Origin of the sequence: Streptomyces chumphonensis, from assembly GCF_014779715.1 — a bacterium.
GTDB lineage: Bacteria > Actinomycetota > Actinomycetes > Streptomycetales > Streptomycetaceae > Streptomyces > Streptomyces chumphonensis.
Window position 1 is genome coordinate 67,649 of sequence record NZ_JACXYU010000013.1, and the last position, 26,513, is coordinate 94,161.

General features: G+C 73.1%; 25 protein-coding genes. 16 read left to right on the top strand and 9 right to left on the bottom strand.

The window, feature by feature from the left end; genetic code table 11:
• Positions 1 to 12: 12 nt before the first annotated feature.
• The 4 genes from IF129_RS20940 to IF129_RS20955 form a co-directional block, all read right to left on the bottom strand.
• The gene (locus IF129_RS20940; protein ID WP_191211311.1) at positions 13 to 606 is read right to left on the bottom strand and encodes a sigma-70 family RNA polymerase sigma factor; all 594 of its coding nucleotides are present in this window, start codon (positions 604 to 606) and stop codon (positions 13 to 15) included.
• A 157-nt stretch (positions 607 to 763) separates the two neighbouring features.
• The gene (locus tag IF129_RS20945) at positions 764 to 1,567 is read right to left on the bottom strand and encodes a hypothetical protein (protein ID WP_191211312.1); all 804 of its coding nucleotides are present in this window, start codon (positions 1,565 to 1,567) and stop codon (positions 764 to 766) included.
• 121 nt (positions 1,568 to 1,688) lie between these two features.
• A complete protein-coding gene (locus tag IF129_RS20950; RefSeq protein WP_191211313.1) occupies positions 1,689 to 2,327 on the bottom strand; it encodes a rhomboid family intramembrane serine protease in 639 nt (212 codons plus the stop codon).
• Positions 2,328 to 2,352: 25 nt separating this feature from the next.
• A complete protein-coding gene (locus IF129_RS20955) occupies positions 2,353 to 3,213 on the bottom strand; it encodes a hypothetical protein (protein WP_191211314.1) in 861 nt (286 codons plus the stop codon).
• Positions 3,214 to 3,669: 456 nt separating this feature from the next.
• On the opposite strand from IF129_RS20955, the gene IF129_RS20960 reads away from it, so the two are divergent.
• From IF129_RS20960 to IF129_RS20985, 6 genes are all read left to right on the top strand, one after another.
• Complete coding sequence (locus IF129_RS20960) at positions 3,670 to 4,368, top strand: UbiX family flavin prenyltransferase (RefSeq protein WP_381481553.1); 699 nt, start codon at positions 3,670 to 3,672, stop codon at positions 4,366 to 4,368.
• Positions 4,369 to 4,420: 52 nt separating this feature from the next.
• Positions 4,421 to 4,888: an Lrp/AsnC family transcriptional regulator gene (locus IF129_RS20965; RefSeq protein WP_191211315.1), complete on the top strand. Its 468-nt coding sequence runs from the start codon at positions 4,421 to 4,423 to the stop codon at positions 4,886 to 4,888.
• Between the two features lie 157 nt (positions 4,889 to 5,045).
• The gene (mqnE, locus tag IF129_RS20970) at positions 5,046 to 6,212 is read left to right on the top strand and encodes an aminofutalosine synthase MqnE (protein WP_191211316.1); all 1,167 of its coding nucleotides are present in this window, start codon (positions 5,046 to 5,048) and stop codon (positions 6,210 to 6,212) included.
• A gap of 17 nt (positions 6,213 to 6,229) precedes the next feature.
• Positions 6,230 to 6,748 (top strand): GNAT family N-acetyltransferase, encoded by a 519-nt coding sequence (locus IF129_RS20975; protein ID WP_191211381.1) that lies wholly within the window; start codon positions 6,230 to 6,232, stop codon positions 6,746 to 6,748.
• 89 nt (positions 6,749 to 6,837) lie between these two features.
• Positions 6,838 to 7,152, top strand: a complete 315-nt coding sequence (locus IF129_RS20980) for a DUF4229 domain-containing protein (protein WP_191211317.1) — start codon at positions 6,838 to 6,840, stop codon at positions 7,150 to 7,152.
• Positions 7,153 to 7,488: 336 nt separating this feature from the next.
• Entirely contained in the window at positions 7,489 to 8,859 is a 1,371-nt protein-coding gene (locus IF129_RS20985; RefSeq protein ID WP_191211318.1) for a dicarboxylate/amino acid:cation symporter, read from the top strand.
• Between the two features lie 507 nt (positions 8,860 to 9,366).
• Here the strand turns inward: IF129_RS20985 and IF129_RS20990 are convergent.
• A complete protein-coding gene (locus IF129_RS20990) occupies positions 9,367 to 11,292 on the bottom strand; it encodes a PhoX family protein (RefSeq protein WP_191211319.1) in 1,926 nt (641 codons plus the stop codon).
• 221 nt (positions 11,293 to 11,513) lie between these two features.
• Here IF129_RS20990 and IF129_RS20995 point away from each other — a divergent pair, with 221 nt between their 5' ends.
• The gene (locus IF129_RS20995; protein WP_191211320.1) at positions 11,514 to 13,346 is read left to right on the top strand and encodes a peptidoglycan recognition protein family protein; all 1,833 of its coding nucleotides are present in this window, start codon (positions 11,514 to 11,516) and stop codon (positions 13,344 to 13,346) included.
• Positions 13,347 to 13,415: 69 nt separating this feature from the next.
• Here IF129_RS20995 and IF129_RS21000 read toward each other — a convergent pair whose 3' ends face one another.
• Both IF129_RS21000 and IF129_RS21005 read right to left on the bottom strand, forming a co-directional pair.
• Complete coding sequence (locus IF129_RS21000; protein ID WP_318153867.1) at positions 13,416 to 14,618, bottom strand: hypothetical protein; 1,203 nt, start codon at positions 14,616 to 14,618, stop codon at positions 13,416 to 13,418.
• Between the two features lie 78 nt (positions 14,619 to 14,696).
• Positions 14,697 to 15,707: a saccharopine dehydrogenase family protein gene (locus IF129_RS21005; RefSeq protein WP_318153868.1), complete on the bottom strand. Its 1,011-nt coding sequence runs from the start codon at positions 15,705 to 15,707 to the stop codon at positions 14,697 to 14,699.
• Between the two features lie 73 nt (positions 15,708 to 15,780).
• On the opposite strand from IF129_RS21005, the gene IF129_RS21010 reads away from it, so the two are divergent.
• The 5 genes from IF129_RS21010 to IF129_RS21030 all read left to right on the top strand — a co-directional run bounded on the left by IF129_RS21010 (position 15,781) and on the right by IF129_RS21030 (position 20,270).
• A complete protein-coding gene (locus IF129_RS21010) occupies positions 15,781 to 16,407 on the top strand; it encodes a TetR/AcrR family transcriptional regulator (RefSeq protein WP_318153869.1) in 627 nt (208 codons plus the stop codon).
• Positions 16,408 to 16,469: 62 nt separating this feature from the next.
• A complete protein-coding gene (locus IF129_RS21015; protein WP_191211321.1) occupies positions 16,470 to 17,108 on the top strand; it encodes a TetR/AcrR family transcriptional regulator in 639 nt (212 codons plus the stop codon).
• A gap of 222 nt (positions 17,109 to 17,330) precedes the next feature.
• Positions 17,331 to 19,322 carry an AMP-dependent synthetase/ligase gene (locus tag IF129_RS21020; RefSeq protein ID WP_191211322.1) on the top strand — a complete coding sequence of 664 codons (1,992 nt, stop codon included), beginning with the start codon at positions 17,331 to 17,333 and terminating at the stop codon, positions 19,320 to 19,322.
• 45 nt (positions 19,323 to 19,367) lie between these two features.
• The gene (locus tag IF129_RS21025; protein ID WP_191211323.1) at positions 19,368 to 19,667 is read left to right on the top strand and encodes a hypothetical protein; all 300 of its coding nucleotides are present in this window, start codon (positions 19,368 to 19,370) and stop codon (positions 19,665 to 19,667) included.
• Positions 19,668 to 19,751: 84 nt separating this feature from the next.
• Positions 19,752 to 20,270: a DinB family protein gene (locus tag IF129_RS21030; protein WP_191211324.1), complete on the top strand. Its 519-nt coding sequence runs from the start codon at positions 19,752 to 19,754 to the stop codon at positions 20,268 to 20,270.
• Positions 20,271 to 20,365: 95 nt separating this feature from the next.
• Here IF129_RS21030 and IF129_RS21035 read toward each other — a convergent pair whose 3' ends face one another.
• On the bottom strand, positions 20,366 to 20,920 hold the full coding sequence (locus IF129_RS21035; RefSeq protein ID WP_191211325.1) for a peptidase inhibitor family I36 protein: 555 nt from the start codon (positions 20,918 to 20,920) through the stop codon (positions 20,366 to 20,368).
• Between the two features lie 197 nt (positions 20,921 to 21,117).
• Here IF129_RS21035 and IF129_RS21040 point away from each other — a divergent pair, with 197 nt between their 5' ends.
• The 4 genes from IF129_RS21040 to IF129_RS21055 all read left to right on the top strand — a co-directional run bounded on the left by IF129_RS21040 (position 21,118) and on the right by IF129_RS21055 (position 25,910).
• Positions 21,118 to 21,612, top strand: coding sequence for a general stress protein (locus tag IF129_RS21040; protein WP_191211326.1), 495 nt, complete (start codon positions 21,118 to 21,120; stop codon positions 21,610 to 21,612).
• 727 nt (positions 21,613 to 22,339) lie between these two features.
• Entirely contained in the window at positions 22,340 to 22,720 is a 381-nt protein-coding gene (locus tag IF129_RS21045; RefSeq protein ID WP_191211327.1) for a hypothetical protein, read from the top strand.
• Positions 22,721 to 22,836: 116 nt separating this feature from the next.
• Positions 22,837 to 23,520, top strand: coding sequence for an ABC transporter ATP-binding protein (locus IF129_RS21050; protein WP_381481562.1), 684 nt, complete (start codon positions 22,837 to 22,839; stop codon positions 23,518 to 23,520).
• Positions 23,517 to 25,910, top strand: coding sequence for an ABC transporter permease (locus tag IF129_RS21055; RefSeq protein WP_191211328.1), 2,394 nt, complete (start codon positions 23,517 to 23,519; stop codon positions 25,908 to 25,910). Before IF129_RS21050 ends, IF129_RS21055 begins: the two co-directional genes overlap by 4 nt.
• 142 nt (positions 25,911 to 26,052) lie before the next feature.
• Here IF129_RS21055 and IF129_RS21060 read toward each other — a convergent pair whose 3' ends face one another.
• On the bottom strand, positions 26,053 to 26,256 hold the full coding sequence (locus IF129_RS21060; protein ID WP_191211329.1) for a cold-shock protein: 204 nt from the start codon (positions 26,254 to 26,256) through the stop codon (positions 26,053 to 26,055).
• Positions 26,257 to 26,513: the final 257 nt, after the last annotated feature.

Genomic DNA, 26,513 nt, shown 5'->3' on the forward strand with positions numbered 1-26,513 from the left:
GGCCGCGCCTCCCTACGCGGTCCTGATCGAGGCGGTCATCTCGCGCCGGGCCCGGGACACGCGGGAGCGGACGGTGCCCACCGGGCACCGCACGAGCTCCGCCGTGTCCGCGTAGGACAGCCCGACGAGCTGGGTGAGGACGAACGCCTGCCGCCGTGGCGGGTCCAGCGCGTCCATCAGGTCCCGCAGGGCCACCAGCTCCTCGAAGCCGTTGCCGTCCTCGCCCTGCGTCCGCTCCACGGCCGCCTGCCAGTCGTCGACCTCGGCGATGCGCGGCCGGGACGAGGCCCGGCGCCGCTGGTCGACGACGACCCGGCGGGCGATCGTCAGCAGCCAGGTCCGGGCGCAGGAGCGGCCCGCGAAGCCGTGGAGGCTCTGCAGGGCGCGGACGAACGTCTCCTGCGCCAGGTCGTCGGCGGCGTGGACGTCCCCGCTCAGGTGGGCCACGAAGCGCCAGACGTCCCAGTGGGTCGCGCGCACGAAGCGTTCGGCGGCGACCCGGTCGCCCCGCTGCGCGGCGAGCGCCCAGCGGGTCACCTTCTCGTCGTGGGAGGTTCCCGGACGCGTCGCGACGCGTCCGGGAACGGGTTCGGGCACGGAGTGCATCCCTGTTCCTTCGTTCCCAAGGGGGGCCGCGCTGGGGCAGCCCGGCCCCGGTGGAACCGGCCCGTCCCGGGCCGGCGTGACGTGGGCGCGGCCGTCGTCGAAGGTGTGGGGAGCGGCCGTGGGCACGGCGGGGCACGGCGGGGTGGTGCGGCGGTGGTCAGCCGACCGCGAGCACCGGGCCGGTCCTCGGGGGTGCGGGTGGCGTCCCGTCGACGTCGACGACGGCGGCGGGACGGGGTGGCGGGCCTCGCCGGGAGAGGGCGTGCCGCAGGTGCCGTTCCTCGCGGGGGACGGCGTCCTCCGTGCCGCCGGGGACGGCTCGGAGTTCGGGGAAGGGGACGCGGGCCCGGCACGGGGGGCTGAGCAGGGGCTCGAAGAGGGCCGCGACGAGCGCGCGCCCGATGCGGAAGGCCGCCGTCTCGCCGCGCCACAGCCACCAGCCGGTGATCGTCGCCGCGAGGAGGTGGGCCGCGGTCATCCCGGCCGAGCCGTGGGTCAGCAGGGACCAGGGGTCGAGGCCGGGGACGTCCTGCCCGGCGGTCATGCCGGGGTGGGCGGGGGCGGCGGGGACCGTCGCCCCGGCCATGCCGTCACCGCAGCCGCCGTGCCCGCCGAGCGTCGGATGGCCGTGCGGCCCGCCGGGCCCGCCCGGGGCGGCGTGCCCCTCGGACCCGGTGTGCCCGGCCGGGTGCGGCATGGCCGGGCCCGTGAGTGCCTGCACGAGGGAGAACGCCATGTGCAGCAGGGTCTGGACGAGGACCGAGGAGCCGATGACGGCCAGCGGGCCCCGCTCGCGGCGGGCCGGCGCGAGGCTGAGGGCGGCGGTGACGAGGAAGGCCGTGATCGGCGCCCATAACGGCAGCGAGTGGGACATCAGCACGTGGCCGACGGCCGCCGGAAGCACGCACACCGCGGAGAACACCCCGGCGCGGAGTGTGGGCGGTGCCGGAGGGCGGGCCATGCCCCTGATTGTGCCAGCCGTCCCTTTCGCCGCTCCACGAGGCGTCCGGGGGGTGGACGGGGGTGAGCGACGTCCACCGGGCCCGCGGTGCGGGCCGGTCGGCGCAAGCGGGCCGGAGCCGTCAGCTCCAGGGGCTCGGCCCGGCGCCGTACGGGGCCGGGCGGCGGCGCGGGGGAGTGCGGCGCAGCCAGAAGGCGGCGATCACCCCACCGATCAGGCCGAAGAGGTGTCCCTGCCAGGACACGCCGGAGGTGGTGGGGAGGACGCCCCACAGGATCGAGCCGTAGAGCAGCAGCACGGTGATGCCCACGGTGATGTCGAGCGCGTCGCGTTCGACGAAGCCGCGCACCAGGAGGTAGCCGAAGAGGCCGAAGACGACGCCGGAGGCGCCTGCGGTGTTGGTGCCGTCCGGAGCCGTCAGCCACACGCCGAGCCCGCTGGTGACGATGATGACGAGGACGACGCCGACGAACCGGCCGAGGCCGCGCACGGCTGCCAGGAAGCCGAAGATCACCAGGGGCAGGGTGTTCGCGGCGACGTGGTCCCAGCCGAAGTGCAGGAAGGCGGCGGGGAAGATGTCGGCGAGTTCGTCGGTCTCCCGGGGCTGGATGCCGTACTCGCTCACGATGAGCCCGCTGGAGCCGTCCAGGGCGGTCAGGAACCACAGCAGCGCGGCCCAGGAGAGCATGAACGTTCCCGCGGTGACCGCCCGCGAGCGGCGCGACGGCTGGGTGCCCGTCCCGCGCGGTCCGTACGACATGCAGACCCCCATCCGCCCGGCGTGTTTACAGATCCAGCGTACGCAAAGTGTGCAACAGGGAGGAGAGCTCCGGCTCGCGGAGGGTGACGAACGTCAGCGCGGCGAGCAGGTCCTGGGGGTGAAGCTGCGCGACGGAGGGCGCGGCGACGTAGGCGACCTCGCCGGGGGCGAAGTCCAGACGCAGCGGCAGGGTCGCCGCGTCCGGGCCGTCGGGGTTGCGGCGGTCGAGCCGGCCCAGGTCGACGGTGAGCGACGACAGGGCGCCGTGCCGGATCGCCAGGTCGAGCCGGACGGGACGGTCGGGGGCGTCCGTGAGCGGGGTGAGGTCCGGCTCGCCCAGGTAGTAGCGCAGCGGGTCGAGCGCGGCCGCCAGGGTGCGTCCGGCCGCCCGCCCCGGAAGGGTGACGGTCACGTGCTCGGCGCCGTCCCGCTCGCCGTCGGCCCGGACCGAGCCGTGCGCGCTGAGGGTGTCGCGCAGGGCGTCCGCGAGCTGGTGCTGGAGTTCGGCCGTCGTGAGGACGGACGTGGAGCGGGCCAGCCGCTCGGCGGGGGTGTCGGCACCGCCGCCGAGCACCTCGGCGAACTCGCCGAACTCGGCGGAGTCGACCCGCACCCACTCGCCGCGCAGGGCGGACTGCGCGACGTTCAGGGACGACGGCAGCTCGTCGGTGAGCCGCTCCAGCTCGGGCACGTGCCGCAGCACCGGCCCCCGGTGACCCACCTCCGCCGCGAGGGCCGCGAGGCCCACCCGCACGTAGAGCTCGTGGTCGACGGACTTGACCCCGAGGACGTCCCGGCCGCCGAAGCTGACGGCCGCCGCCGTGTCCACCCGGTCCGACCGGCCCAGGTCGCGCAGCGGCTTGTCCGCCTTGACGGCGAGAGCCACCTCCAGGTCGGCGAGCAGCCGGGCCTGCTCGCGCAGCCGTCGCTCGCCGGTGTCGGCACCGGTGCGCTGCCGGAGGTAGGCGTGGACCTCCTCCGGGGTGCCCTCCAGCCGCGCGGTGACCGAGACGGCCTCGTTCGCGCCGAGGCGGTCGACGGCGGCCTTCGTGCGGACGGCGGTGGTCAGCTTCTCGGTGGCCGTGCACGCCAGGGCCCCGGCCAGCAGGCCCGTGCACGCGAGCAGGGCGACGACGGCGGTGAGCGCCCGGCCGCGGAGGCGGCGGGGCGTTCCGGTGCGAGCGGTGATGGCGGACTCCCGGGCGGCTCGGCGAGCACGTGGTGCGTCGGCTGGTTCGCCCCATTGTCACCGCCGGCACCCGGCGTCCGGCACCGGCACCCCGCATCGGCACCCCGTCGGGGCGCTCCGACGGCACGGCACCCCAGCCCGTAGGCTCGACGTGTGATCGACGCCGAGCCACGCCGCCCCTGGATCGTCGGAGTCTCCGGTGCCTCGGGGACGCCGTACGCCGCCGCCGTCCTGCGGGCCCTGATCGCCGCCGGGGAGCCGGTGGACCTGGTCGTCAGCCGGGCCGCCCGGCTGACCCTGCTGGACGAGACGGGCCACCCGTTCCGGGACGCCCACTGGCGCGAGGACCTGCGGCGCTGGCTGGCCCGGGGCGCGGACGGCAGCCCCGACGCCTTCCCCGACGCGCTGCCCGAGGACGCCCCCGAGGAGCTCGTGCGGCACTGGCCGGCCGGTGACCTGGCCGCCGGACCGTCCTCCGGGTCCTACCCGGCGCGGGGCATGCTGATCGTCCCGGCCTCGACGGCGTGCGTCGCCGGGGTGGCGCTCGGGCTGTCCAAGGACCTGCTCCAGCGGGTGGCGAGCGTGACGCTGAAGGAGCGGCGCCCGCTGGTCGTCGCCGTCCGCGAGACCCCGCTGAACGGGCCGACGCTCCAGCAGCTCGTCGCGCTGGACCGGGCGGGGGCCGTGGTCCTGCCCGCCTCGCCCGCCTTCTACGCCGGTGCGCGGCACATCCAGGACCTCGTGGACTTCGTCGCCGGACGGGCGCTGGACGCGGCGGGGGTGCCGCACCGGCTGTACCAGCGGTGGCGGGGCGGGCTGGGTAGCGCAGGTACACCGCCCTCCATGGCTTAGATTCTGATACCGAAGAGAGCTCGTGCGGGACAACTGAAGGGCGAGGCGACGCATGGACGCCGTGGACAGACAGCTCATCCAGGCGCTGCGGGAGAACGGCAGGGCCTCCTACGCCGAGCTCGGCCGGCTGGTGGGCCTGTCGGGGCCGAGCGTGACGGACCGGATCAACCGGTTGGAGGCGGCCGGGGTGATCACCGGCTACCGCGCCACCGTCGACGCCCCGAGCCTCGGCCTCGGCGTCACGGCCCTCATCGGCATCCAGCTGTCCGACGCCACCGACCACGACGACGTCGCCCACCGGCTGCGCGAGCTGGAGGAGATCGAGGACTGCTGGTTCATCGCGGGTGACGACTCCTTCATGCTGAAGGTGCGGGGCACGGACGTCGACGGCCTGGAGCGGACCATCCGCCGGCTGTCCGGCACCCAGGGCGTCTCCCGCACCCGCACGACGATCGTGCTCTCCACGAAGTGGGAGAACCGCGTCGGCGAGCTGCCGGGCGGCGAGGCCCTCGGGGCCTGAGGGCCGGCGCGGCACGCGCCCCGGTGCGCGGTGGGCCGTCCCGTCACGCGGCGCCACCCCGCCCGGCTTGCCCCGAATAGGGGTGGCGTACGCTCGGGATGCTGCGAGCTGGAAGCGCGCGAGCGGAGGCCCGCGCAGACCCGAGGAGGCGCGACGCATGGACGCTGGGCTCAAGCGCGAGCTGGAGGAGAAGGTCCGCGCCGGCGAACGGCTGACCCGCGAGGACGGCATCGCCCTCTACGCGTCCGACGACCTGGCCTGGCTCGGCGGCCTGGCCCACGAGGTCCGCACCCGCAAGAACGGTGACGTCGTCCACTTCAACGTCAACCGTCACCTCAACATGACGAACGTGTGCACCGCGTCCTGCGCGTACTGCTCCTTCCAGCGCAAGCCGGGGGAGAAGGACGCCTACACGATGCGCATCGAGGAGGCCGTCAAGCTCGCCAAGGAGATGGAGGGCGACAACCTCACCGAGCTGCACATCGTCAACGGCCTCCACCCCACGCTCCCGTGGCGCTACTACCCGCGTTCGCTGCGGGCGCTGAAGGAGGCGCTGCCGGAGTCGGTGTCGCTGAAGGCGTTCACCGCGACGGAGATCCACCACTTCGAGACGATCTCCGGGATGGACGCGAGCGAGATCCTGGACGAGCTCATCGACGCCGGGCTGGAGTCGCTGACCGGCGGCGGCGCGGAGATCTTCGACTGGGAGGTCCGGCAGCACATCGTGGACCACGCCACCCACTGGGAGGACTGGTCGCGCATCCACCGGCTCGCGCACAGCAAGGGCCTCAAGACCCCGAGCACGATGCTCTACGGCCACATCGAGGAGCCGCGCCACCGCGTCGACCACGTGCTGCGGCTGCGCGAGCTCCAGGACGAGACCGGCGGCTTCCAGGTCTTCATCCCGCTGCGCTACCAGCACGACTTCGTGGACATGAAGGACGGCAAGATCCGCAACCGCCTCCAGGCCCGCACCACGATGGCCACCGGTGCCGAGGCGCTGAAGACGTTCGCCGTCTCCCGGCTGCTGTTCGACAACGTGCCGCACGTGAAGGTGTTCTGGGTCATGCACGGCGTGCAGACGGCGCAGCTCGCCCTCCAGCACGGCGCGGACGACATGGACGGCTCGGTCGTCGAGTACAAGATCACCCACGACGCCGACGACTTCGGCACCCCGGACAAGCTCACCCGCGAGGACCTGCTGGAGCTCATCCGGGACGCGGGCTTCCGCCCCGTCGAGCGCAACACCCGCTACGAGATCGTCCGCGAGTACCCGGGCCCGGAGGCCGGGCGCCGCGAGACGCCGCAGCCGATGCGGCTCTGAGACCGGTGGCGGACACCATGCGCTACGTGCTCGACCCCGGCATGGACCGGGCGACGGTCGACGGCGCCTGCCGGCTGTGGGCGGACGTCGTCAACGCCGGCGGGGCGGTCGGCTTCGTCCCGCCGGTGACGGCCGAGGACGTCCGGCCGGAGCTCCTCAAGCACCTCACCGCCATGTCCGAGGGACGCACCCGGCTCCTGGCCGGGCTCGACGCGGCGGGTGAGGTGAAGGCCACCGCCTTCTTCACGCTGAACACACACCGCCTGATGCGACACTGGGTGTGGCTGTACTCCGTGATGGTGCACCCGGACCTCCAGGGCACCGGCACGGGCCGGGCGCTCATGGCCTCGGCCGAGGAGGCCGCCCGCGCGATGGACGGCGTCCGGGGCATCCGGCTCACCTGCCGTGGCGGCATGGGCCTGGAGCACTTCTACGCGGCGTGCGGCTACAAGGAGGTCGGCCGGGTGCCGGAGGCGATCAGGGTCGGTGACGACGACTACCGCGACGACATCACGATGTGGCTCCCCCTGACGTGACGAGGCGCCCAGAGCCGGCAGCACCGGCAGAACCGGAAGGACCCGCAGCCCGCCGGGCCCCGGGCCCGCAGGACGAGAAAGAGACCACCGTGACCAGCAACCCGACCACGACCCCCCGGGCGGCGCTCCGCTACACCCTGCTGCGGCTGGGGCTCTTCGCCGCGAGCTTCGCCGTCCTGGCGGTGCTCGCCTACGTCGGCGTGATCCCGGAGGGGATCGGCAAGTCGAACCCGCTGTGGCTGGTGGCGCTGGCGATCGTCGTCTCCGCGCCGCTCAGCTTCGTCCTCCTGCGGCGTCAGCGGGACGCGATGGCCGAGCAGATCGCCCCGCGCGTCGAGAAGGTCTCGGACAACGTCAAGGCACGGCTCGCGGCCAACCGCGACCAGGAGGACGGCGTCGCGTAACGCTCGTCACAGCACGGCCGGCACCCCTTCGGGAATCACCCACGCCCGGAGGGGTGTTGTCGTCTCACGTCACCGGCTCCCCAAGGAAGGCTTTGGGCGGCCATAAGTCCCAGTGTTAGCGTGAGGCCCATGACGAACGCAGCCCCGACGCGCCCCGCCCCGCGGAGCGCCGCCCTCGTGGCCCGGCTGCACGTCGACCTCTGCCGCTGTCGGACGACGGCCTGTCGCCCCTGACCGCAGGTCTGGCGACATCCCCGCGTCCGGACGACAATCCCGGACGCTCCTCCTTCGTGTCATCCGTGCTGTACGTTCCGCGACCCTTACCGGAGTGTGTCCGTGTCCCCCACGCCGTCCCCGGCCGAGCCGTCGGCGACCCCGTCGGCCCCGTCGTCCGCCACCTCTTCGCTCCGCCGCCTGCCGAAGGTGCCCTTCTGGGCGCAGATCCTCGCCGGTCTCGTCCTCGGCGTGCTGCTGGGCTGGCTCGCCCGCAGCGCCGACGTCGACTGGCTCGGCACCGGCCTGGAGAAGACCGGTGACCTCTTCGTCCAGCTGCTGAAGCTGGCCGTCGCCCCGCTGGTCTTCTTCGCGATCGCGATATCGATCACCAACCTGCGCAACGTCTCCAACGCCGCCCGGCTCGCGGGCCGCACGCTGCTGTGGTTCCTGGCCACCTCGCTGATCGCCGTCTCGATCGGCCTGGCCATCGGCCTGCTCACCGACCCCGGCGCCGGCACCGGCCTCACCCCCGAGGACGGCGTGCGCCCGGAGAGCTCCGGCTCGTGGCTGGACTTCCTCACCGGCATCGTGCCGACGGACGTCATCACGCCGTTCACCGAACTCAAGGTGCTCCAGATCGTGTTCATGGCCGCCGTCGCCGGTGTGGCCGCGCTCAAGCTCGGCGCGAAGGCCGAACCGCTGCTGGCCTTCGGCGAGTCGGTGCTGGCCCTGCTCCAGAAGGCGCTGTGGTGGGTCATCCGCCTCGCCCCCCTGGGCACCCTCGGCCTCATCGGCAACGCCATCAACCAGTACGGCTGGGACCTGATCGGCCAGTACGCCACGTTCACCGCCGACGTCTACATCGGCTGCGCGCTGGTCATGTTCGGCGTCTACCCGCTGCTGCTGGCCCTCGCCGCGCGCGTCAGCCCCGTGCAGTTCTTCCGGGGCGCGTGGCCCGCGATCCAGTTGGGCTTCGTCTCCCGCTCCTCGGTGGGCACCATGCCGGTGACGCAGAAGGCCGTCGAGCGTCTCGGCGTGCCGAAGGAGTACGCGAGCTTCAGCGTCCCGTTCGGGGCCACGACCAAGATGGACGGCTGCGCCGCGATCTACCCGGCCCTGGCCGCGATCTTCGTCGCGGAGATCTTCGGGGTGAGCCTCGGCCTCCAGGACTACCTGCTGATCGTCTTCGTCTCGGTCATCGGCTCCGCCGCGACGGCGGGCCTCACCGGCGCGACGGTCATGACCACGCTCACCCTCTCCACGCTCGGCCTGCCCCTGGAGGGCGTCGGCCTGCTGCTGGCCATCGACCCGGTGCTGGACATGATGCGGACCGCCACGAACGTCACCGGCCAGGCCGTCGTCCCCGTCGTCGTCGCCGCCCGCGAGAAGATCCTCGACCGGGAGAAGTACGACGCGGCCACGTCGTTCGACCTGGACGACCCGGACAGCGGTGAGGACGCCGCTCGCCCGGTGGCCGCCGCCGTGTCGTAGCCCCCCGCCTCCCCGGGCCACTCCGCAGCCCCGTCGGTCCCGCGCCGGCGGGGCTGCGCTCGCCCCGGCGGAGTGGTACAGGCCGGAAGCCGCGGTGCTGTCTCGTGTCGAGGCATGAGCGATGAGTGGCGAGGGTGAGTGCTTGCACACCTCGATGATCTGGAGACCAGGGAGTACGCATGAGTGACGCGGTCAGCTGGGAGGACGCGAGGCGGGCGGCCCGCGAACGACGCAGGGCCGCCGGGCTGTCGGTTCGCACGCCTGCGGAGAAGCAGGCGGCGATGGGCCGGCTGGTGTCCGAGTGCGGGCGTACAAGCTCGCGGAGATCCGGCGGGAGCAGTCGCTGACTCAGCGCTCCTATGGAGAGGCTTTGGGCGGGCATCTCCGCGTGGTGGCGGATTTCGGCGACGCGGAGTACACGGTCCCCTGACCGCACCATACCTACCTGTGATCCCGCCCGGCCGAGCCCCCGCCCACCCCTGGGCGGGGGCTCGGCCGCAAGCGGTCCTACGCCCCGACCACGCCGCCGTCGACGCGGCGTACGGCGACGGTGGCGGAGCGCGGACGTCCGCCCGGGTCGCGGTCGGGCCAGTTGCTGACCGCACGCGGACCGCTCCGGGCGGGGGAGCCCCAGCGGGTGGTGCGCTCGCCGGGATGCTGGACGTTGACGAACAGCGTGCGGCCGTCCGGCGCGGCGGTGACGCCGGTGATCTCCGCTCCGCGCGGGCCGGTGAGGAACCGCCGCACCTCACCGCTGTCCGGGTCGGCGGCCAGCAGGGCGTTGTTGCCGAAGGCGTCGTGGCCGCCCTCGTCGCTGTTGAGCACGGCACCGGAGACGCCGGTGGAGATCCACAGCCGGCCGCCGCCGTCGCACCACAGCCCCTTGGGGGCGGCGAACGCACCCTCCGGGCCGGCCTCGGACGTGCCCCCGGAGACGAACCGCTCCCAGCGGAACCGTCGGGCCGTCGCGTCGCCCGCCTCCTCCGTCCACCGCAGGACCTGGCCGAACGCCGAGGCGGTGCGGACGCCGTGGCCGCTGTGCCGGTCCTCCTCGCAGCAGGCGCCGCCGCTCCCGCCGGGCAGGGCGAGGAAGCCCTCGCCGGGGCGGCGCACGGCGACCCGCTCGGGCCGGTCCAGCCGGGTGGCCCCCAGGGCGTCAGCGGCCAACCGCGTGCGGATCAGCACCTCCGCCTGGTCCGGCCAGCCGCCGTCCGCGGTGAGCGCTCCCCGGCCCTGCGCGAGGGGGAGCCACTCGCCGGTGCCCTCGTCCGCGAACCGGGCGACGTACAGGGTGCCGTGGTCGAGTGGGCTCCGGCCCGCCGCGCGGTGGTCGCGCCAACGTCCCTCGCCCACGAACTTGTAGAGGTACTCGCCGTCCTCGGCGTCCGCGCTGTACACGACGACGCGGCCCGCGGACTCCACGACCGTGGCCCCGCCGTGCGCGAACCGCCCCAGCGCCGTCCGCTTCACCGGGACCGCGCGCCCGTCGAGCGGGTCGATCTCCACGACCCAGCCGAAGCGTTCGGACTCCTGCTCCGGCGCGGCGAGGTCGAAGCGGCGGTCGTGCCGGTGCAGAGGGTGGCCGAAGCCGTTCCGGCTCAGGCCGTAGCGGACGTCCGCCTCGGAGCGCTGCCACTGCGGCTCGGACGTGCCGAAGTACGCGTTGGCGTTCTCCTCCGACGCCAGGTACGTGCCCCACGGTGTGACGCCGTGCCCGCTGCACGCGAGGGTGCCGCGCGGGGCCCGCCCCGACGCCAGTCGCGGGTCCTCGGCCGCCGGGCCGGAGAACGCCACCGGTGTGGCACCGGTGATCCGGCGGTTGCGCGCGGAGCCGACGGTGCGCCAGCCCCTCGACGTCCCGTCGGCGCGGCGGCGGTGCGTCACCTCGACCAGCGTCACGCCCTGAGCGGCCAGGACCTTTCCGGCGTCCGCGCCCAGCAGGGCCGGGTCGGCGCCCTCGTGACTGATCGCCAGCACGCCGCGCTGCCCGTCCGACCCGGTTCGTCCCGCCGGGAGGGGGAAGAAGGCGATGCCGTGGTGGTGGGAGCCGATCTGGAGTGCCTGCTCGGCGGCGGTGTTCCGACCGTCCGGTGCCCAGGAGGGCCCGGAGGGCGCCAGCGGGTCGCCCCAGGGGGCCAGGACCTCCGCGGTGTGGCCCTCGGGAACGACGAGCGCGTCGGCCTCACCGACCGGCACCGGTGCGAAGCCCGGCCGGGCACCCGGCCGTCCGCTGCCCGCTGCCACCGGGTGCAGGGCCGCGGCCGGGGTGGACAGGGCGAGTGCGCCCGCGAAGGCGCCCGCCCCTGCCCCGAGGACGCGTCGGCGCGAGAGCGTTCCGTGCGGCTGTCCCGGACCGTCAACTCTGCTGTGCTGTCGACGTCTTGACGTGTCGTCGGTGCCGACGGCCCGGTCTTCGGCGTCTTCGGTTGTCATGCGATGTCCTCACTGTTCGGTCGGTTCCCGACGTGACCGCGCAGTGTCCCCCTCCCACCGATTCCATCCATCCATGAACAGGCACCGCCGGTCAAGGAGTTGACCTCCCAGTAGAGAAGATGCTCTGCTGGTCGGACGCGTTGCCCAGTCCCGAGAGCCGCGAGCAGACGTCCCTCCCCGCCAGGCATCCCAGCGAGGCACGAAGGACAGTCGGAGGACTGATGGTCACCATCATCGATCGCAGCGTGTGGAAGGCGGAGCCGGGCAGACCGGTGGAGGGGAACTGGGACCCGCAGAAGGGCGGGGTCGTCATCCACCACATGGGGGGCGGCAGTCACCCCCCGGACAGCGGGCTGCACTGCTACGGGATGGTCAAGGACATCCAGAGCAAGCACATGGACCCCGGGTGGCGCGGCTGGCTCCCCGACTGGGCGCCGGGCTACCTGGAGACGTACGACGACATCGCCTACAACTTCGTCGTCTGCCAGCACGGCGACATCTTCGAGGGGCGCGGTCTGCACGTGCGCTCGGCCGCCAACGGCACGCGCTCCATCGTCGTCAGCCGCGCGGAGAGCGTCGGGGCCAACGAGGGCTTCTACGCGATCCTCGGCCTCCTGGGGCAGGAGGACCAGCCCTCCGCGTCCATGCGTGCCTCCATCAAGGACCTGATCGAGTACCTGCGGGAGCACCGCACCTACCCGGCGGGCCTCATGATCAGAGGGCACCAGGACGTGTTCGCCACGGAGTGCCCCGGCAACCTCCAGCCCTACGTCGACAACGACTCCCTGGAGCCCCCGGCGCCACCGCCGCCGGCCACCAGCGTCACCATCATCTCCCGGTCCCGCTGGGGGGCCCGCCCTCCGGTGGCCCACGAGCGCACGACGTGGTCCGCCCGCACCGGGTTCACCGTCCACTACTCCGCCGGCCCCACCACCCAGACGCCACGGCAGATCCAGAACTACCACATGGACGGCAACGGCTGGTCCGACATCGGCTACAACTTCCTCGTGGACGCCGGGGGCCGGGCCTACGAGGGACGCGGCTGGCTGACGGTCGGCGCCCACGCGAGCGGCCACAACACCAGCCACGTCGGCGTCTGCTTCATCGGCCGGGACGGCGACGCCACCCCGGCCGCCAAGTCGACCATCCGGGCGCTGTACCGCAAGGCCAACGAACTGAGCGGAAAGACGCTCACCCCCACCTACCATGGCGGACTGCCCGGCAACTCGACCTCCTGCCCCGGCGCGGACCTGCGCACCTGGGTCCAGAACGGCATGGACGCCGACGACATCCCGATCGGTGACTCCCCGCCGCCCAGCGACGGCGGGGGTGGCGGCGGAATGACCTCCGTCCGCTCGGTCTCCGCCCAGCAGCGCGCCGTCAACGCCCTCGGGTACTCACCCGCACTGGACGTCGACGGCATCTGGGGGCCGAAGACGGACGCGGGCGTCCGGTGGCTCCAGAGCCGCGTCGGCGTCACCGCCGACGGCCTGTGGGGCCCGGCCACCGAGGCCGCCTACACCGCGCACGTCGGCGGCGGCACGTCCGGCGGCGGCATGACGTCGGTCCGCTCGGTCATCTCCCAGCAGAGCGCGGTGAACTCGCTCGGGTACACGCCGCCGCTGGGCCTCGACGGTGTCTGGGGGCCGAAGACGGACGCGGGCGTCCGGTGGCTCCAGGGCCGCGTCGGCGTCACCGTGGACGGCCTGTGGGGCCCGGCCACCGAGCGGGCCTACTACTCCTATGTCGACGGCGGTGCCTGGCTGACGGTGGACGGAGACTTCGGCCCCGCGACGATCTCCGCCACCCAGCGGGCCATCGGCACCCCCGCCGACGGCGTCTGGGGCCCCGCCTCCCGCCGTGCCCTGCAACGGCACCTCAACCGCTGGGCGCACGCGGACCTGGTCGTGGACGGGGACTTCGGGCCGGCGTCGGTCCGGGCGTTGCAGCGGCACCTGAACCGGATGGGGGGTGCGGGGCTGGACGTCGACGGCGCCTGGGGAACGTCCACCACCACCGCGCTTCAGCGGACCCTGAACCGCGGGCGGTTCTGACGGCGCGACGTGCGCCGGACGCGGCGCCGCGGTGGCCCCCGGCCACCGCGGCGCCGCGCGGGTCCCCGGTCAGATGCGGCTGACCACGCCGCACTCCTCGCCCAGGCCGTCCTCGCCGCCCAGGGACTCGCTGCGGTCGTACGGGTCGGCGGTCGGGCCGGTGGCCTCGCCGTCGCCCATGCGGTCGGAGTCGAACGTCGGGTGCAGCAGTCCGTCGTACACCGAGCAGGAGCTGTTGCCCACCTCCATGTTGTACTCCGTGAGCCAGAGGGTGCCCTCGGTGGCCTCCCAGCGGGCCGGGTCGACGACCTCCACGTGGATCTCCCTGCGGACCAGCGTCCGCGTCACCTCGCCGGGCACGTCGGCGTTCTCCACCGCGTAGACGAAGGAGTAGTCGCTCGCGATGACGGCCTTCCCCTTGCCCTCGCCCGCGGTCACCTCCATCCGGCCGCGCACCCGGACGTCCTCGATCAGGTTCACCTCGTCGGTGTCGAACCGGGAGAACAGCCACAGCGGGTCCCGCTCCCTGCTGGGGGACGCCAGCGACTCCCGGGTCTCCTGGACCAGTTCCCGGCCGATCGGGTCCAGCAGCGCGACCGCGTCCGTCGGCTCGCCGCCTGCCAGCACCTCCGGGTCGAGGTTGGCCGCGACGAGGAACTCCTTCAGCAGCCGCGCCCCGTCCGCCACCCGTTCCGCTGACACGCCGTTGACCGCCTCGGCCTCCGGCAGTTCGACGGCGTCGGCCCCGGACTCCCAGCGCTGCGCGGGCGAACCGTTGAACGGCTCCTTCAGCGTCGGCCGGTCGGGGAACACCTCGTCCGCCGGCGCGGCGCTCGGCGCGGCCGTCTCGGCGGGCAGGGGCGCGGCCTCCCCGCCGCGCCCGAGGTCGAGGCCCGGGGCGGCGTCGTCCAGGTAGGTCACCACGCCGGCGCTCACCGCGAACAGCGCCACGAATCCGGCGATCCACCGGCCGGAGCGGTTCCGCCTCCCGCGCGTCCCCTGCCAGGCCGGGCCCGTGCGCCAGCCGTCCGGCTGCCACGGCTCGGGCTCCTTCGCCTTCCGTTCCCACCACCGCCTGGGCTGCCGCCGGGCCGCCTCCGCGTCCAGCTCCCGCAGCCGGGCCGCCACCATCCGGGCCCGTGCCGAGGGTTCCTTGGGGACGTCCGCGACGTCTCCGCCCTCGCGCTGGAACCGCAGCCACTCCTCGTCCGATATCGACGGTTCTCTCTCCGGCTTCCCGGTCCCTGACCCCTGCTCCACTGTGCAACCCACCTGAACGATCTTGCGACGGACCCGCGCGACGGTAGCAGCGCCACACATCTGTTCGGACGCGCGCGGATCACGCTTACGTCATGATCGCCGCGACGCGGTGCCGTCGAGTGAGTGGAGGACGACCCCGTCCGGGGCCAGGCGTTCGGGCAGGTCCGCCAGAGTGGGCAACTGCTCGATGTGGCGGACCCCGGTGGGCAGCCGACCGGCCAGTACCTCCCGGGTGGCGTGCGCCGCGACCAGTGCGCTGACGCGGCCCTGCCCCCGGCCGGTGACGGCGAGGGCCGCGTGGCGTCCGGCCCGCCAGGCGTCGGCGCGGACGGCGAAGGCGTCGCCGCCGAGGTGGGTCCGCGGCAGCATCGACGTCAGGGCCCGGCGCAGGGCGGGGTGGCGTGCTGCCGGACGCAGGGCGAACAGCAGGCCGGTGCTCAGGCGCGAGTCCAGGCACAGTCGGGTGGCGACCTCCGGGACGCCGAGCGTCCCTTGCAGCGTGTGCTGGTCGGAGAAGGGGAACGGGCGGGCCGTCCGCCGCCCGTGACCGGGGAGCGCGACGCGGCGCGGACGGGCGTCGCCGCGCGGTGCGGTCAGCGCCTCGACGGTCCAGCGCACCGCGTCGGCGCCGTGCCGTTCGCCCGCGCCGAGCAGCACCGTCAGCTCCAGCCGGTCGGCTCCGCCCACGGCGTGGTGCGCGCGCCCGGCGAGGAGGTTCGTCAGGCCCGGGGCCAGGCCCACGCTGAGCACCGCGGTGGCTCCGGCGGCGTCGGCGAGGTCGTCCAGCTCGGCGGTCCGGCGCATGAGATCCGGCTCGGCGTTCACGTCCACGAGGTGGATGCCCCGCTCCAGGCACGCCGTGGCGGGCCCGGCGTCCGGTGGCTGGACGCACAGCACGACGGCCGCGACGTCGCCGACCCCGGCGAGGGCCCGGCGGAATCCGTCGGTGTCGGTCACGTCCATCCGGACGCCGTGGGCGCCGGGGTTGCGTCCGGCGGTCCGCACACGGCCCGGGAACCACCGTTCCAGTGTCGTGCGCACGACGGAGCCGACGGCTCCCCGGCCGCCCACGACCAGCACCTGCCCATTCACTGTAGTCACGCTCCAACGAGTATCACTGTAGTGTGACTACAGTCAAAGCCCGCAGCCCGCCCGAGCCGCCCAGGGAGCCGCCGTGACCGCCGCCGTGACCCGCGCCGAGAAGACCCGGCGGACGCGTCGACGCATGCTGGACGCCGCCGCCGGACTGTTCTGCGAGCACGGCTGGACGGCCACGACGGTGCAGGACGTCGCCCGCGCCGCCGAGGTCGGCGTCCAGACCGTCTACTTCACGTTCGGCACCAAGCGGGCCCTGCTCACCGAGGTGCTGGACACCGCGATCGCCGGCGACGCGGACCCCGTCGCCACCCTCGACCGGCCCTGGGCCCGCGCGGTCGTCGACGCCCCCGGTGCGCGGGAGCAGCTCGCACGCCAGGCGGCCGGCGCCCGCGCCGTCCTGGAGCGGGCCGCGCCCGTCCTGGACGTCGTGCGGGGCGCGGCGGCCGCCGACGCCGAGATGGCGCAGGTGTGGCGCACCAACCAGCGCCAGCGGCACACCGTCCAGCTCCGCTTCGCCGAGGCCCTGGTCCGCAAGGCCGACGGCCCGCTGCGCGACGGCCACGACGCGGCCTCGGCCGCCGACGTCGCCCTGGCCCTCCTCGGCCCGGAGACCTACGGGCTGCTGGTCACCACGCAGGGCTGGACCCCCGCCCGCTGGGAGCACTGGGCCGCCGACACCCTCACGCGTCAACTCCTCCCGTAGGCCACCCCGTCGAGCCCCGCCCACGATCCCTCGGTCATGCGTCCGCACTACGCTGCGGACGCATGACCGAGGGGCTCCGCGAGCGCAAGAAGCGCCAGACCCGCCAGCGCGTCGCCGACGCGGCGGCCGTGCTCTTCGCCGCCCGGGGGTTCGACGCCGTCACCGTCGCCGAGATCGCCGAGGCGGCGGAGGTCTCGGTCAACACGGTGTACAACCACTTCGCGGCCAAGGAGGACCTCGTCCTCCCGCCGGAGGAGACGACGGCACAGCACCTCGCGGACGTCGTGCGGCGGCGGGGGCCCGGGGAGTCGGCGGCGCACGCCGTGCTGGCGCACCTGCGCGCCGAGCTCGGGGACCCCGACCGCCGGCGCGCCCTGACCGACGGCTTCGGCCGCACGTACCGGACGATGTGCTCCACGCCCGCGCTGACCGCCCGGCTGGAACGGCTGCGGCGGCGGATGACCGACGTCCTCGCCGCCGAGCTGCGGGCCGGGACGGGTGCGGCACCGGACGACCCGATGCCCCGCCTGGTCGCCACGCAGATCGCCGCCTTCCACTCCCTCGTGCACACCGAGATCGGGGAGCGCGTCGCCGCCGGGCAGGGGGCGGGAGAGATCACCACGGCGGTGCGCGCCCTCCTGGACGCCGTCGAGGAGCTGGGCGGCGAGCGCTTCCTCGGCTACGCCGTGCGCCCGGGCTGACGCGCCCCCGCCGCCCCCGTCGTCACCGCCGGGGGCGTCACCGCCCGGCGGCGTCCGGTGGCCGGACGGCGGGAGCCGGGGAGCGGTGGTGCGGTGAAGGTCACGGTCGAATGGTGTGCCGAGTCTGCACGCCCTCTGGTCGGAAGTGGTTACCGTACGGCAACCTACGGTTGAGTAACCTTTATCGACTCCTTGTCAACGCACGCGTCGGCGGAGGGCCGCATGTCCGCACAGAACAGCGCCGCCCCGCAGACGGCCGCCGCCCGAACGGCCGTCCCCGGGGCGGGACAACCGGTCCCGCAACGACCCCAGGGCCCACCCGTTCTCGTCCCGCCCCTGCTGCGCCGCGCCCGCGACGGCGTCGTCCGGCAGGCCGAGGTGCCACCGATCGTGACGTTCCCCCGGCACGGCTCGCTCGCCGACATCCCGTTCACCAACGCGGCCGAGGACCCCGACGCCGTCGTGCTGGCCCGCCGCCGTCCGGGCGGCGGCTGGGACGACGTGACGTGCGCCGAGTTCGCCGACCAGGTCCGGGCCGTGGCGCGCGGCCTCATCGCCTCCGGCATGCGGCCCGGCGACCGGCTCGCCATCATGGCCCCCACCTGCTTCGAGTGGACGCTGCTCGACTTCGCCGCCTGGGCGGTCGGCCTGATCACCGTGCCGGTCTACCCGACCTCCTCCGCCGCCCAGGTCCGCTGGATCCTCCAGGACGCGGGCGTCACGGGCATCGCCGTCCAGGACGTCGAGGGGGCGCGGCTCGTCAGCGGCATCCGGGGCGCGCTGCCGTGGCTGCGGCACCTGTGGCAGTTCAACAACGGCGCCCTCGACCAGCTCGCCGCAGCCGGACGGCCCCTCCCCGACGCCCTGGTCACCGAGCGCCGCTCCGCCCTCGGACCCGACAACGTCGCCACCCTCATCTACACCTCCGGCACCACCGGCCGTCCCAAGGGCTGCGTGCTCACGCACGGCAACTTCATGAGCGAGACGGACAACGCCGTCGAACTGCTGCACCCCGTCTTCCAGGCGGTCAGCGCCGAACCGGCGTCCACGATCCTCTTCCTCCCCCTCGCGCACGTCTTCGGCCGCATGGTCGCCATCGGCTGCCTGCGGGCCCGTGTCCGCCTCGGCCACGCGCCCAGCACCGACACCGACGCCCTGATCGCCGACTTCGCCGCGTTCCGGCCGACGTTCCTCCTCGCCATCCCCTACGTGCTGGAGAAGATCCACAACCGGGCCCGCGCCACCGCCGAGGAGATGCGCAGGGGTTCCTCCTTCGACCGGGCCGAGAAGGTCGCCGTCCGCTACGGGGAGACGTCGACCGCCGCCCTCACCGGTGCCGGACGCGGGCCCGGCCTCGGCCTGCGGGCCGCCCGGGGCCTCTACGACGCACTGGTCTACCGCCGCATCCGGGCCGCGCTCGGCGGCCACGTGCGCTACGTCATCTCCGGTGGGTCCCCCCTCGGTCGCCGGCTCACCGCCTTCTTCGCCGGCGCCGGCATCGAGGTCTACGAGGGGTACGGGCTCACCGAGACGACGGCGGCCGTCACCTGCACGCCGCCGCTCAAGCCCAAGCTCGGCACCGTCGGCTGGCCGATGCCCGGCACGTCCGTGCGCATCGCCGCCGACGGGGAGATCCTGCTCAAGGGCGGCAGCGTCTTCGGCGGGTACTGGGACGCCGAACGGCAGTCCGTCATCCCCGAGACGGACGCGCAGGGCTGGCTGGCCACCGGAGACGTCGGCGCCCTCGACGACGAGGGGTACCTGACCATCACCGGCCGCAAGAAGGACCTCATCATCACCTCGGGCGGCAAGAACATCGCCCCCGCCCCGCTGGAGGACTGGCTGCGCGCCCACCCGCTGATCAGCCAGTGCCTCGTCATCGGCGACAACCGCAACTACCTCACCGCGCTCGTCACCCTCGAACGGGACGGCCTCGGCCACTGGCGGCGCATGCACGGCAAGGAGGACCTGCCGATGCGCGACCTCGTCCGCGACAGCGACCTGCGGCACGCCGTCCAGCAGGCCGTCAACGAGGCCAACCAGCTCGTCTCGCACGCCGAGGCCATCCGCCGCTTCACGATCCTGCCCGGCGACTTCACCGAGGCCGCAGGGCACCTCACACCCAGCCTCAAGATCCGGCGCGACGCCATCGTGCGCGACTTCCACCGGGAGATCGAGGCGCTCTACGGGCCGACGCACCCGGATGCGGCATAACGGGACATCTCGCTAGCCTGGAAGGACGACCCAGGGAGTCCTGCGATGAGCACAGCCACCCACCGGCCGCACGACGCGCACCCCCACCGGCACGGCGCCACCTGCGGTCACCAGAGCGTCGAGCACGGCGACCACGTCGACTACGTGCACGACGGCCACCTGCACCGCGCCCACGACGGGCACTGGGACGAGTGCGAGCCCACCGCCCACGTGCGGCACCCCCGCCACGAGCACCGGCACGGGGACCTGTGCGGGCACGAGGCCGTCCCGCACGGCGACCACGTCGACTACCTCCACGACGGCCACCGCCACGCCGCCCACGGCGACCACTGGGACGATCACTGAGCCACAGCCCCGGCCCGGAGACGGGACCGTCGCCGACGCGAAAAGCGTTCGACGCCGGTCGACCGTCCGGTGAGGATGGGCCGGATGACGAACGCCATCCCCGCCCGCACCGACCGTCCGACGCGTTGGGACGAGCGGACGACCCTGACGACGATGCTCGACTACGCCCGCGCCACGGCCGTCGCCAAGTGCGCCGACGCCTCCCCGGACACCGCGACGGCCGCCCCGCTGCCGGGCTCCCCCCTGATGTCCCTCGCCGGAGTGCTGAGCCACCTGCGCTGGGTGGAGTACTGGTGGCTGCGGGTGGTCTTCCTCGGCGAACCCGACGACGCGCCGTGGACGGAGGACGACCCCGACCGCGAGATGCGGCTCGGCGCCCGGACGCCGCTCGCCGAACTGGTCGCCGACTACGAGGAGCAGAGCGCCCGGCACCGGGACCTCGTGGAGGCCCACGACCTGGACACCACCGCCCGCCGCACGGGCCGTGACGGCAGGGCCGTCACGCTGCGCTGGATCCTGCTGCACCTCGTCGAGGAGACGGCCCGCCACAACGGGCACCTGGACATCCTCCGCGAACTCGCCGACGGCACCCGGGGTTCCTGAGGGGCCCGAGGCGCAGCGAGGGGGCGGGGGCGGTCGGATGACCGCCCCCGCCCCGGCCTGCCCGGCAACGCGCGGTGCCGCGCCGGCCGCAGGTGTCAGCCGTGGACCATGTAGGCGCGGTCGTTGTAGATGCCGATGTAGGCCGTGTAGCCGGGGGCGTCGATCCAGATCTGGCGCTGGTCGTCGGACATGCGCAGGCCGCCGGAGTCGCCCGAGCGCTGGTTGTTGCGCCAGGAGCTGGTCCGGTTCTCGAAGCCGTAGTCGTAGAGGTTGTGCCAGTACTCGTCGTTGAAGATGAGCCGGCGGCCGCCGCCGTTCGCGTGCTCGTACAGGCAGAGCCAGCCGTTGGCGCAGGCCGGGACGGCCGCGTTGCGCCGGGCGGCGGGGTCGGCGGAACGCTCGTAGCCGAGAGCGCCGTCCGCCTCGGCGGCCTCGCCGTAGCAGCGGACGTTCTCGGGGGTGTGGACGACGCAGGTGTGGGCGTCCAGCCAGCCGTCCCGGGCGAGGTCGATCGACTGCCCCGCGTAGTCGGCCGTCGCGCCGGGCGCGGGGGCCGGGGCGGCGGTGGCGGACGGCGCGGCGGTCAGGAGTCCGGCCAGGACGGCCGAGGCGCCGACGATACGGGCGGCGCGCGAGGGGGAGGTGCGCATCTGAGTCCTTCGGGTCATCCCCGGACGGGGACGGATCGGTCGCCGCCATCGTGCCCAGGGTGACGGCGCGATCACGCCATGACGCCGTCATGTGCACCCGGGTGGGCGGCGCGCGGGGTGGCGGAGCGGGTGTTCAACCCGGCGCGCGACGGGGCACCCGGGGCGTTGACGCGCATCGTCGACGAGAGGTGGACCCGATGTCCGCAACGGACCCCGGCGCTCCGAGCCCGGTCAGCATGGCGTGGAACACCGTGGCGAGCTACGACTCCTACGCCGACGCCCAGGCGGCCGTGGACCGGCTGTCGGACGAGAGGTTCCCCGTCGAGTACCTGGACATCATCGGCACGAACCTGCGCACCGTCGAACGCGTGACCGGCCGCTTCACCAAGGGCAGCGCGTCGGCCGCCGGCGCCGCCAGCGGCGCCTGGTTCGGCCTGTTCATCGGACTCCTCGTCGGGCTCTTCACGACGGGGCCGGTGTGGCTCGGCCTGATCCTCGGCGGTGTGCTGATCGGTGCGCTGTGGGGCGCCGTGTTCGGCTTCGCGTCGCACGCCGCGACCGGCGGACGGCGGGACTTCGCCTCACGGCAGAGCCTGGTGGCGTCCCGCTACGACGTCGTCGCCCGGGGCGGCCACGCCGAGGAGGCCCGCCAGGCCCTCCACCACGCCGAAAGCACCGACCCGCAGGGCTAGCCGGTCCGGCCCGATCACGGGCGGAGCCGAAAGGCGGAGCGCGGTGGCCGCTGTGTCGGGGCAGCCGTATTCCCGCTGGCCATGGTCGGCGGGCCACGACGTGGCGCATTCGGTCAGCACTCGATCGACGTCCGGTGCTGACCGGTAGAGAAGGACCGCAGCCGTTCCCGGCCCAGAGGCGCGGATCGCCCCTTCTCTGTCTACCGCCGCGCTCTCCGTTGAGCCCAGCGGCGTCCCAGCGGCCCTCGGGCCCGCCGCCCGCTACTCGTGGCGTTGCAGCCCGGGTCGTGCAACGCCGCACGCCACCCCTGCCGACGGGCTAGGAAACCACTGGGTGTGTTGACCCGCGGGCTTTTTGACGTGGGCGATGGGTGGCTGGCCACGCGGGTCCTGCAAACGCCCTCCCCCGTGGTGGCAGTGCGAGGGATCCGGCCAGTTTCCTCAGGGCGACAGTGAAGCGATCTTGCCAACCAGCCTCGGGTACACCGAAGTTCTGGGGTTTTTGGGGTGATAAGGCGCGGGCGCACCGTCACATCACGCCCCGGTCCTCGAGTCCTGATCTCGCATCCTCGGCCCGGATCTTGGTGCAGTGCTCTGGGGTGTGGATGTCAGGGTGACCGGCGTCGACAGGCGCACCATGCGCCCGTCGCTGCTCGTCGGCGGATTCCAGCAGGGGGCTGATCCGCTGTGATGACCGGGCCCGCACGGGCTCAAGGAGGGGAACCTTATGAGAAAGCGCGCAATCACGGGTATAGCCGGTTCGCTGATGATGGCTGGCCTGGCCTTCGCTCCGTCAGCTTCCGCCTACGACGGTCAGACCCTGAAGTCCGACGCGATCGGCTCGGACGCCACCTGCACGATGGACAGTACCGGTTCGGGTATGAAGGTGTACTGCAAACTGCGGGACACCAAGTCGGACGGCAACTCCGTGCGCATCGAGTGGAGCGGTCCCGGCAAGGACGGCAAGGACAACCTGCGCAGCGGTGAGGGCACCCACGCCAACTACACCTACACCTTCGCCCGTGAGGGCGCCTTCACGTTCAAGGCAGTCACCGACCGGGGTTGGCTCCCTGACAGCGTGGGCGCCACGAGGACTCTCCACCCCTGAGATGAGTGGATCAACCCATCGATGACGGCTGTGGTGCTGCCGGCCCGGTGGTCGGCAGCACCACTGCATCATGGGGGGCATTCGAGCGACGTCGGCGGAAGAAGGCGGGAAGCGCTGTGGTGCAGACCGAGGTGGCCACGGACTGTCTGATAGCCAGGGACGTACATGTCCGACTGGGCGGCGCCGATGTCCTCAGAGGCGCTTCCCTGAGCGTTGCACCCGGTGAGAGCGTCGCCGTCGTGGGAACCAGCGGGGCGGGGAAGTCGACTCTTCTGCAGTGTCTGGCCGGCGTCGTCACCCCCGACGCCGGTACCGTCAGCCTCCAAGGTCGACGCTTCGACCATCTGCCCGCCCGGCAGCGTTCCGAATTGCGCCTGCAGCGTTTCGGTTTCCTGTTCCAGTTCGGTGAACTCGTCCCCGAGCTCAGCCTTGTGGACAACGTGAGCCTCCCGCTGTGGCTCACCGGTGTCCCACGCCGCGCCGCCCGCGAACGGGCCAGGCCGCTGCTGGAAGCCACCGGTCTGGGTACCGACTTGCACGGCAAGCGACCTTCCCAGGTGTCGGGCGGGGAGTTGCAGCGAGCGGCGCTCGCCCGTGCCCTGGTGCACGAGCCCGCCGTCATCCTGGCGGACGAGCCCACCGGCGCTCTGGATTCCAGGACCAGCGATGCCGTCGTCGAGCTTCTGCTCACCGAAGCCGCCCGCACCGGCGCCGCACTCGTGGTCGTCACCCACAGCGAACGCGTCGCCCAGCGCATGAACCGCTCTGAGCGGATGGCCGACGGGCGGTTGACCGCATGACTGCCTTTCCCGACACCACCGCACCGTCCCACTCCGGCCAGGACACCTCCGGGTTCTCGAAGTCCCGCAGGACCGTCTCGGTCCTGCGCATCGGCGTCCACCTCGCCCTTCGGGCCCGCTCGTGGACGACCCTCGCCGTCGTGCTGTGTACAGCCGTGGGCACCGTCAGCCTTGTCGCCGCACTGTCGATGTCCCACATCATCGAGCAGCGCACCGCCCGCGCGGAGGCCCGTTCCCCGTACCACCTCTACGAGGAGAACGCTCAGCCCGACCAACATCAGGTGGTGTGGACGCCGCGCACAGGAGCCCTGGACGGTCAGCCCGTCGAGCGTTTCATCCTCGGTGTGCCCGACCGGCCCCGCACACCTCTTCCTCCGGGCTTGCCAGATTGGCCCGAGCCCGGTCAGGCCGTGGTCTCACCTGCACTGAAGACCGAGCTCGCCGATGCCCCCCCGGCCCTGGTGAAGGCGCAGTACGGGCAGATCGTCGGTAGCGTCACGGACGCCGGGCTCCTTCACCCCGATGAACGCGTCGCCTATGTCGCCGTCCCCGTCGGTGACGTCCCCGAGGCGACCCCGGTAGACGGTTTCGGCACCCCGCCCGACCCCGAGCTGTACGGCACTCTCGGAGAGGTTCCTCGCTTGGCGGGACCGGTGAAGTCCTTGCTGATGGTCGCTACGGTGGCGATCTGCGTGCCGTTGGCCATGCTGGTGCTGGGGAGTTCGGCGCTCCTGCGGGAACGGCGCCGCCGCACCCTTGCCTCGCTGGAGCTCCTTGGTGCGGCACCGACCACAGTGCGGCTGATCACCGCTGCCGAAGTGACCGCCGTCGCCGTCGTCGGCTGGACCCTTGGCGTTGCGGCGACCCCTTGGCTCATGCGAGCGGCGGCCTCCCTGCCGCCGGAACCGGCTGCGTGGTTCCCCGGCGACGTCGCCCTGCAGTGGATCCCAGCCTTGGTCACGATGGTCTTCTTCGTCACTGCGGCCGTGGTCACCGCACTGCGCGGCACACACCGCCCGCACCCGACCGGCAGACGTGAGCGGCGTTGGCGCAGGCTAGGGCCCGCTGTTCTCGGGATGAGTGGTCTGGCCGGTATCGCCGTCTTTCCCTGGGAGGCGAACGCCACGCCCAAGACCTGGGTGGTCTACGCGGGCATGGGCGCGCTCGTCGTCGCAGTGGCCGGCCTGGCGTGGGCCGGCCCCGTCCTGGTGCGAGCCGCCGGGCGAAGACTCTCCCACTCCGGCACACCCTGGCTTGCCCTGGGGAGCGGTCGCCTGGCCGCCGACCCACACACCGGCACCCTGGGAGCCCTCGCGATCGCTCTCGCCGTCGCGGCCTCCGGCATCGTCGGCTCCCTCACCAGCCAGATCGCCCACGTCGACACTGAGCTCTACCGCACCAGCTCCGACGAGGCCCTGACCGTGGTCACCACCGACCGGCTCCCTCTCGTCCGCGAAGCCCTCCCCGACGCCGCCGCACTCAGCCCCGTGTCCCTGGCCGACGTCCGCAACGGCGACGGCAGCCGGAACAAACTGATGGACGATCCCTACCTCGCCAACGCCGCGAGCGTGATGGTGGGCGACTGCGACACCTTCCTCACTCTGCTGAAGAAGGACACATCGCAGTGCGCCGACGGGGTCGTCGGTTTCGCTTCCGACGTCACCCCGAACCCGTTCCCACCCGGCGGCAGTGTTCACGCCATGCCACTCGACCCCTCCAGCGCTGGCCAGACCCCCGCCACCGCGTTCGCCGTTCCCGAGCCGAGCGTGACCTATGAGGCCCTGCCCGGCGTCGCCGGTACCGTGGGCGACATCTCCCTGCTCATCGACCACCGGACCTGGCAACTTTCCGGCGCCCCCGCCCTCCAGAGAGGGACGCTGATCCTCCCCGGCCAGGACGCCGACGAGACCGGAGTGCGAACCCGAGTGCTCGCGGCCGATCCGGCGGCCGACGTTCAGGACGACACCACCGCCTATGCAGAGCGCCTCAACCGCACCGGCCACTACCGCGGCTGGTTCACCTCGGCGGCCATCGTCACCCTTGCCGTCGCAGGCACTTTCGTCTTGGTCTCCGCGCTGACCGCCCTGATCGAACGCCGACGCGTCCACGCCTACCTGGGAATCGTCGGAGTACCTCCGCACGTCCTGGGACGCGCCTGGACCCTCTACAGCATCCTGCCCGTCCTCACCCTGCTGCCCATCGCCTGGCTGATGACCTTCCTGACCGACGTCGGCTACGACCGCTTGGTCCGCGTCCCCGTCCAGATCAACACCGGCCCCTACGTATCCGGCCTGCTCATCGCCATCGTGCTGACCGCACTCGTACAGATCATCGCGGTGTCAAGCGCCCCCCGCGAGGTACCACTCGACGCTCTGCGTACCCGCGACTGAAGTGGCGACCCGTGCACCGGCGGCGGGCTCGAGTCCGCCGCCGGCGGCGCGGCTACCGACCCGCAGGGCTGAGGTGCGAGGGGGTGTGCAACGGCAGGAGCCCCCGCCGGGGCGGGGGCTCCTTGGTGGTGCTTCTCGCGAATCAGGCCGGGGTCACGTTCTCCGCCTGCGGGCCCTTCGGGCCCTGCGTGACGTCGAAGGTGACGGTCTGGTTCTCCTCAAGCGACCGGAAGCCGGCCGCGTTGATGGCGGTGTAGTGGACGAAGACATCGGGGCCCCCGCCGTCCTGGGCGATGAAGCCGAAGCCCTTCTCGGCGTTGAACCACTTGACGGTTCCGGTAGCCATAAGCCCTCCCTGGGCCTATAAGGGTCGCCCTGCTCCAGAACCTGCAAGATGTCTTGAAGTCTGAATACGACAAAAGCCCGCGGTCACATGCTCCGCAGGCTTTGTACTGCAAGGAAACCAAACTGCAACTCGCTTGGAGCGTAGCACGCTCGGTGCGGGTGCGGTAGTGCTTCATGATCCGTGGCGTCGTGCCTGGTCGAGAGGGCGGCGGGACGGGTCCGTGCGGCGCGGGCGGGGGCCGGGCGTACCCTCCGCAG

Bases quoted from the DNA above. Each gene is read 5' to 3' on its own strand.
- IF129_RS21045 (WP_191211327.1), top strand. From the start codon at position 22,340: ATGAGAAAGCGCGCAATCACGGGTATAGCCGGTTCGCTGATGATGGCT.
- IF129_RS21020 (WP_191211322.1), top strand. From the start codon at position 17,331: ATGTCCGCACAGAACAGCGCCGCCCCGCAGACGGCCGCCGCCCGAACG.
- IF129_RS20950 (WP_191211313.1), bottom strand. From the start codon at position 2,327: ATGTCGTACGGACCGCGCGGGACGGGCACCCAGCCGTCGCGCCGCTCG.
- IF129_RS20990 (WP_191211319.1), bottom strand. From the start codon at position 11,292: ATGACAACCGAAGACGCCGAAGACCGGGCCGTCGGCACCGACGACACG.
- IF129_RS20945 (WP_191211312.1), bottom strand. From the start codon at position 1,567: ATGGCCCGCCCTCCGGCACCGCCCACACTCCGCGCCGGGGTGTTCTCC.
- IF129_RS21060 (WP_191211329.1), bottom strand. From the start codon at position 26,256: ATGGCTACCGGAACCGTCAAGTGGTTCAACGCCGAGAAGGGCTTCGGC.
- mqnE (WP_191211316.1), top strand. From the start codon at position 5,046: ATGGACGCTGGGCTCAAGCGCGAGCTGGAGGAGAAGGTCCGCGCCGGC.
- IF129_RS21035 (WP_191211325.1), bottom strand. From the start codon at position 20,920: ATGCGCACCTCCCCCTCGCGCGCCGCCCGTATCGTCGGCGCCTCGGCC.
- IF129_RS20965 (WP_191211315.1), top strand. From the start codon at position 4,421: ATGGACGCCGTGGACAGACAGCTCATCCAGGCGCTGCGGGAGAACGGC.
- IF129_RS21015 (WP_191211321.1), top strand. From the start codon at position 16,470: ATGACCGAGGGGCTCCGCGAGCGCAAGAAGCGCCAGACCCGCCAGCGC.
- IF129_RS21025 (WP_191211323.1), top strand. From the start codon at position 19,368: ATGAGCACAGCCACCCACCGGCCGCACGACGCGCACCCCCACCGGCAC.
- IF129_RS20995 (WP_191211320.1), top strand. From the start codon at position 11,514: ATGGTCACCATCATCGATCGCAGCGTGTGGAAGGCGGAGCCGGGCAGA.
- IF129_RS21030 (WP_191211324.1), top strand. From the start codon at position 19,752: ATGACGAACGCCATCCCCGCCCGCACCGACCGTCCGACGCGTTGGGAC.
- IF129_RS20975 (WP_191211381.1), top strand. From the start codon at position 6,230: ATGCGCTACGTGCTCGACCCCGGCATGGACCGGGCGACGGTCGACGGC.
- IF129_RS20940 (WP_191211311.1), bottom strand. From the start codon at position 606: ATGCACTCCGTGCCCGAACCCGTTCCCGGACGCGTCGCGACGCGTCCG.
- IF129_RS21055 (WP_191211328.1), top strand. From the start codon at position 23,517: ATGACTGCCTTTCCCGACACCACCGCACCGTCCCACTCCGGCCAGGAC.
- IF129_RS21040 (WP_191211326.1), top strand. From the start codon at position 21,118: ATGTCCGCAACGGACCCCGGCGCTCCGAGCCCGGTCAGCATGGCGTGG.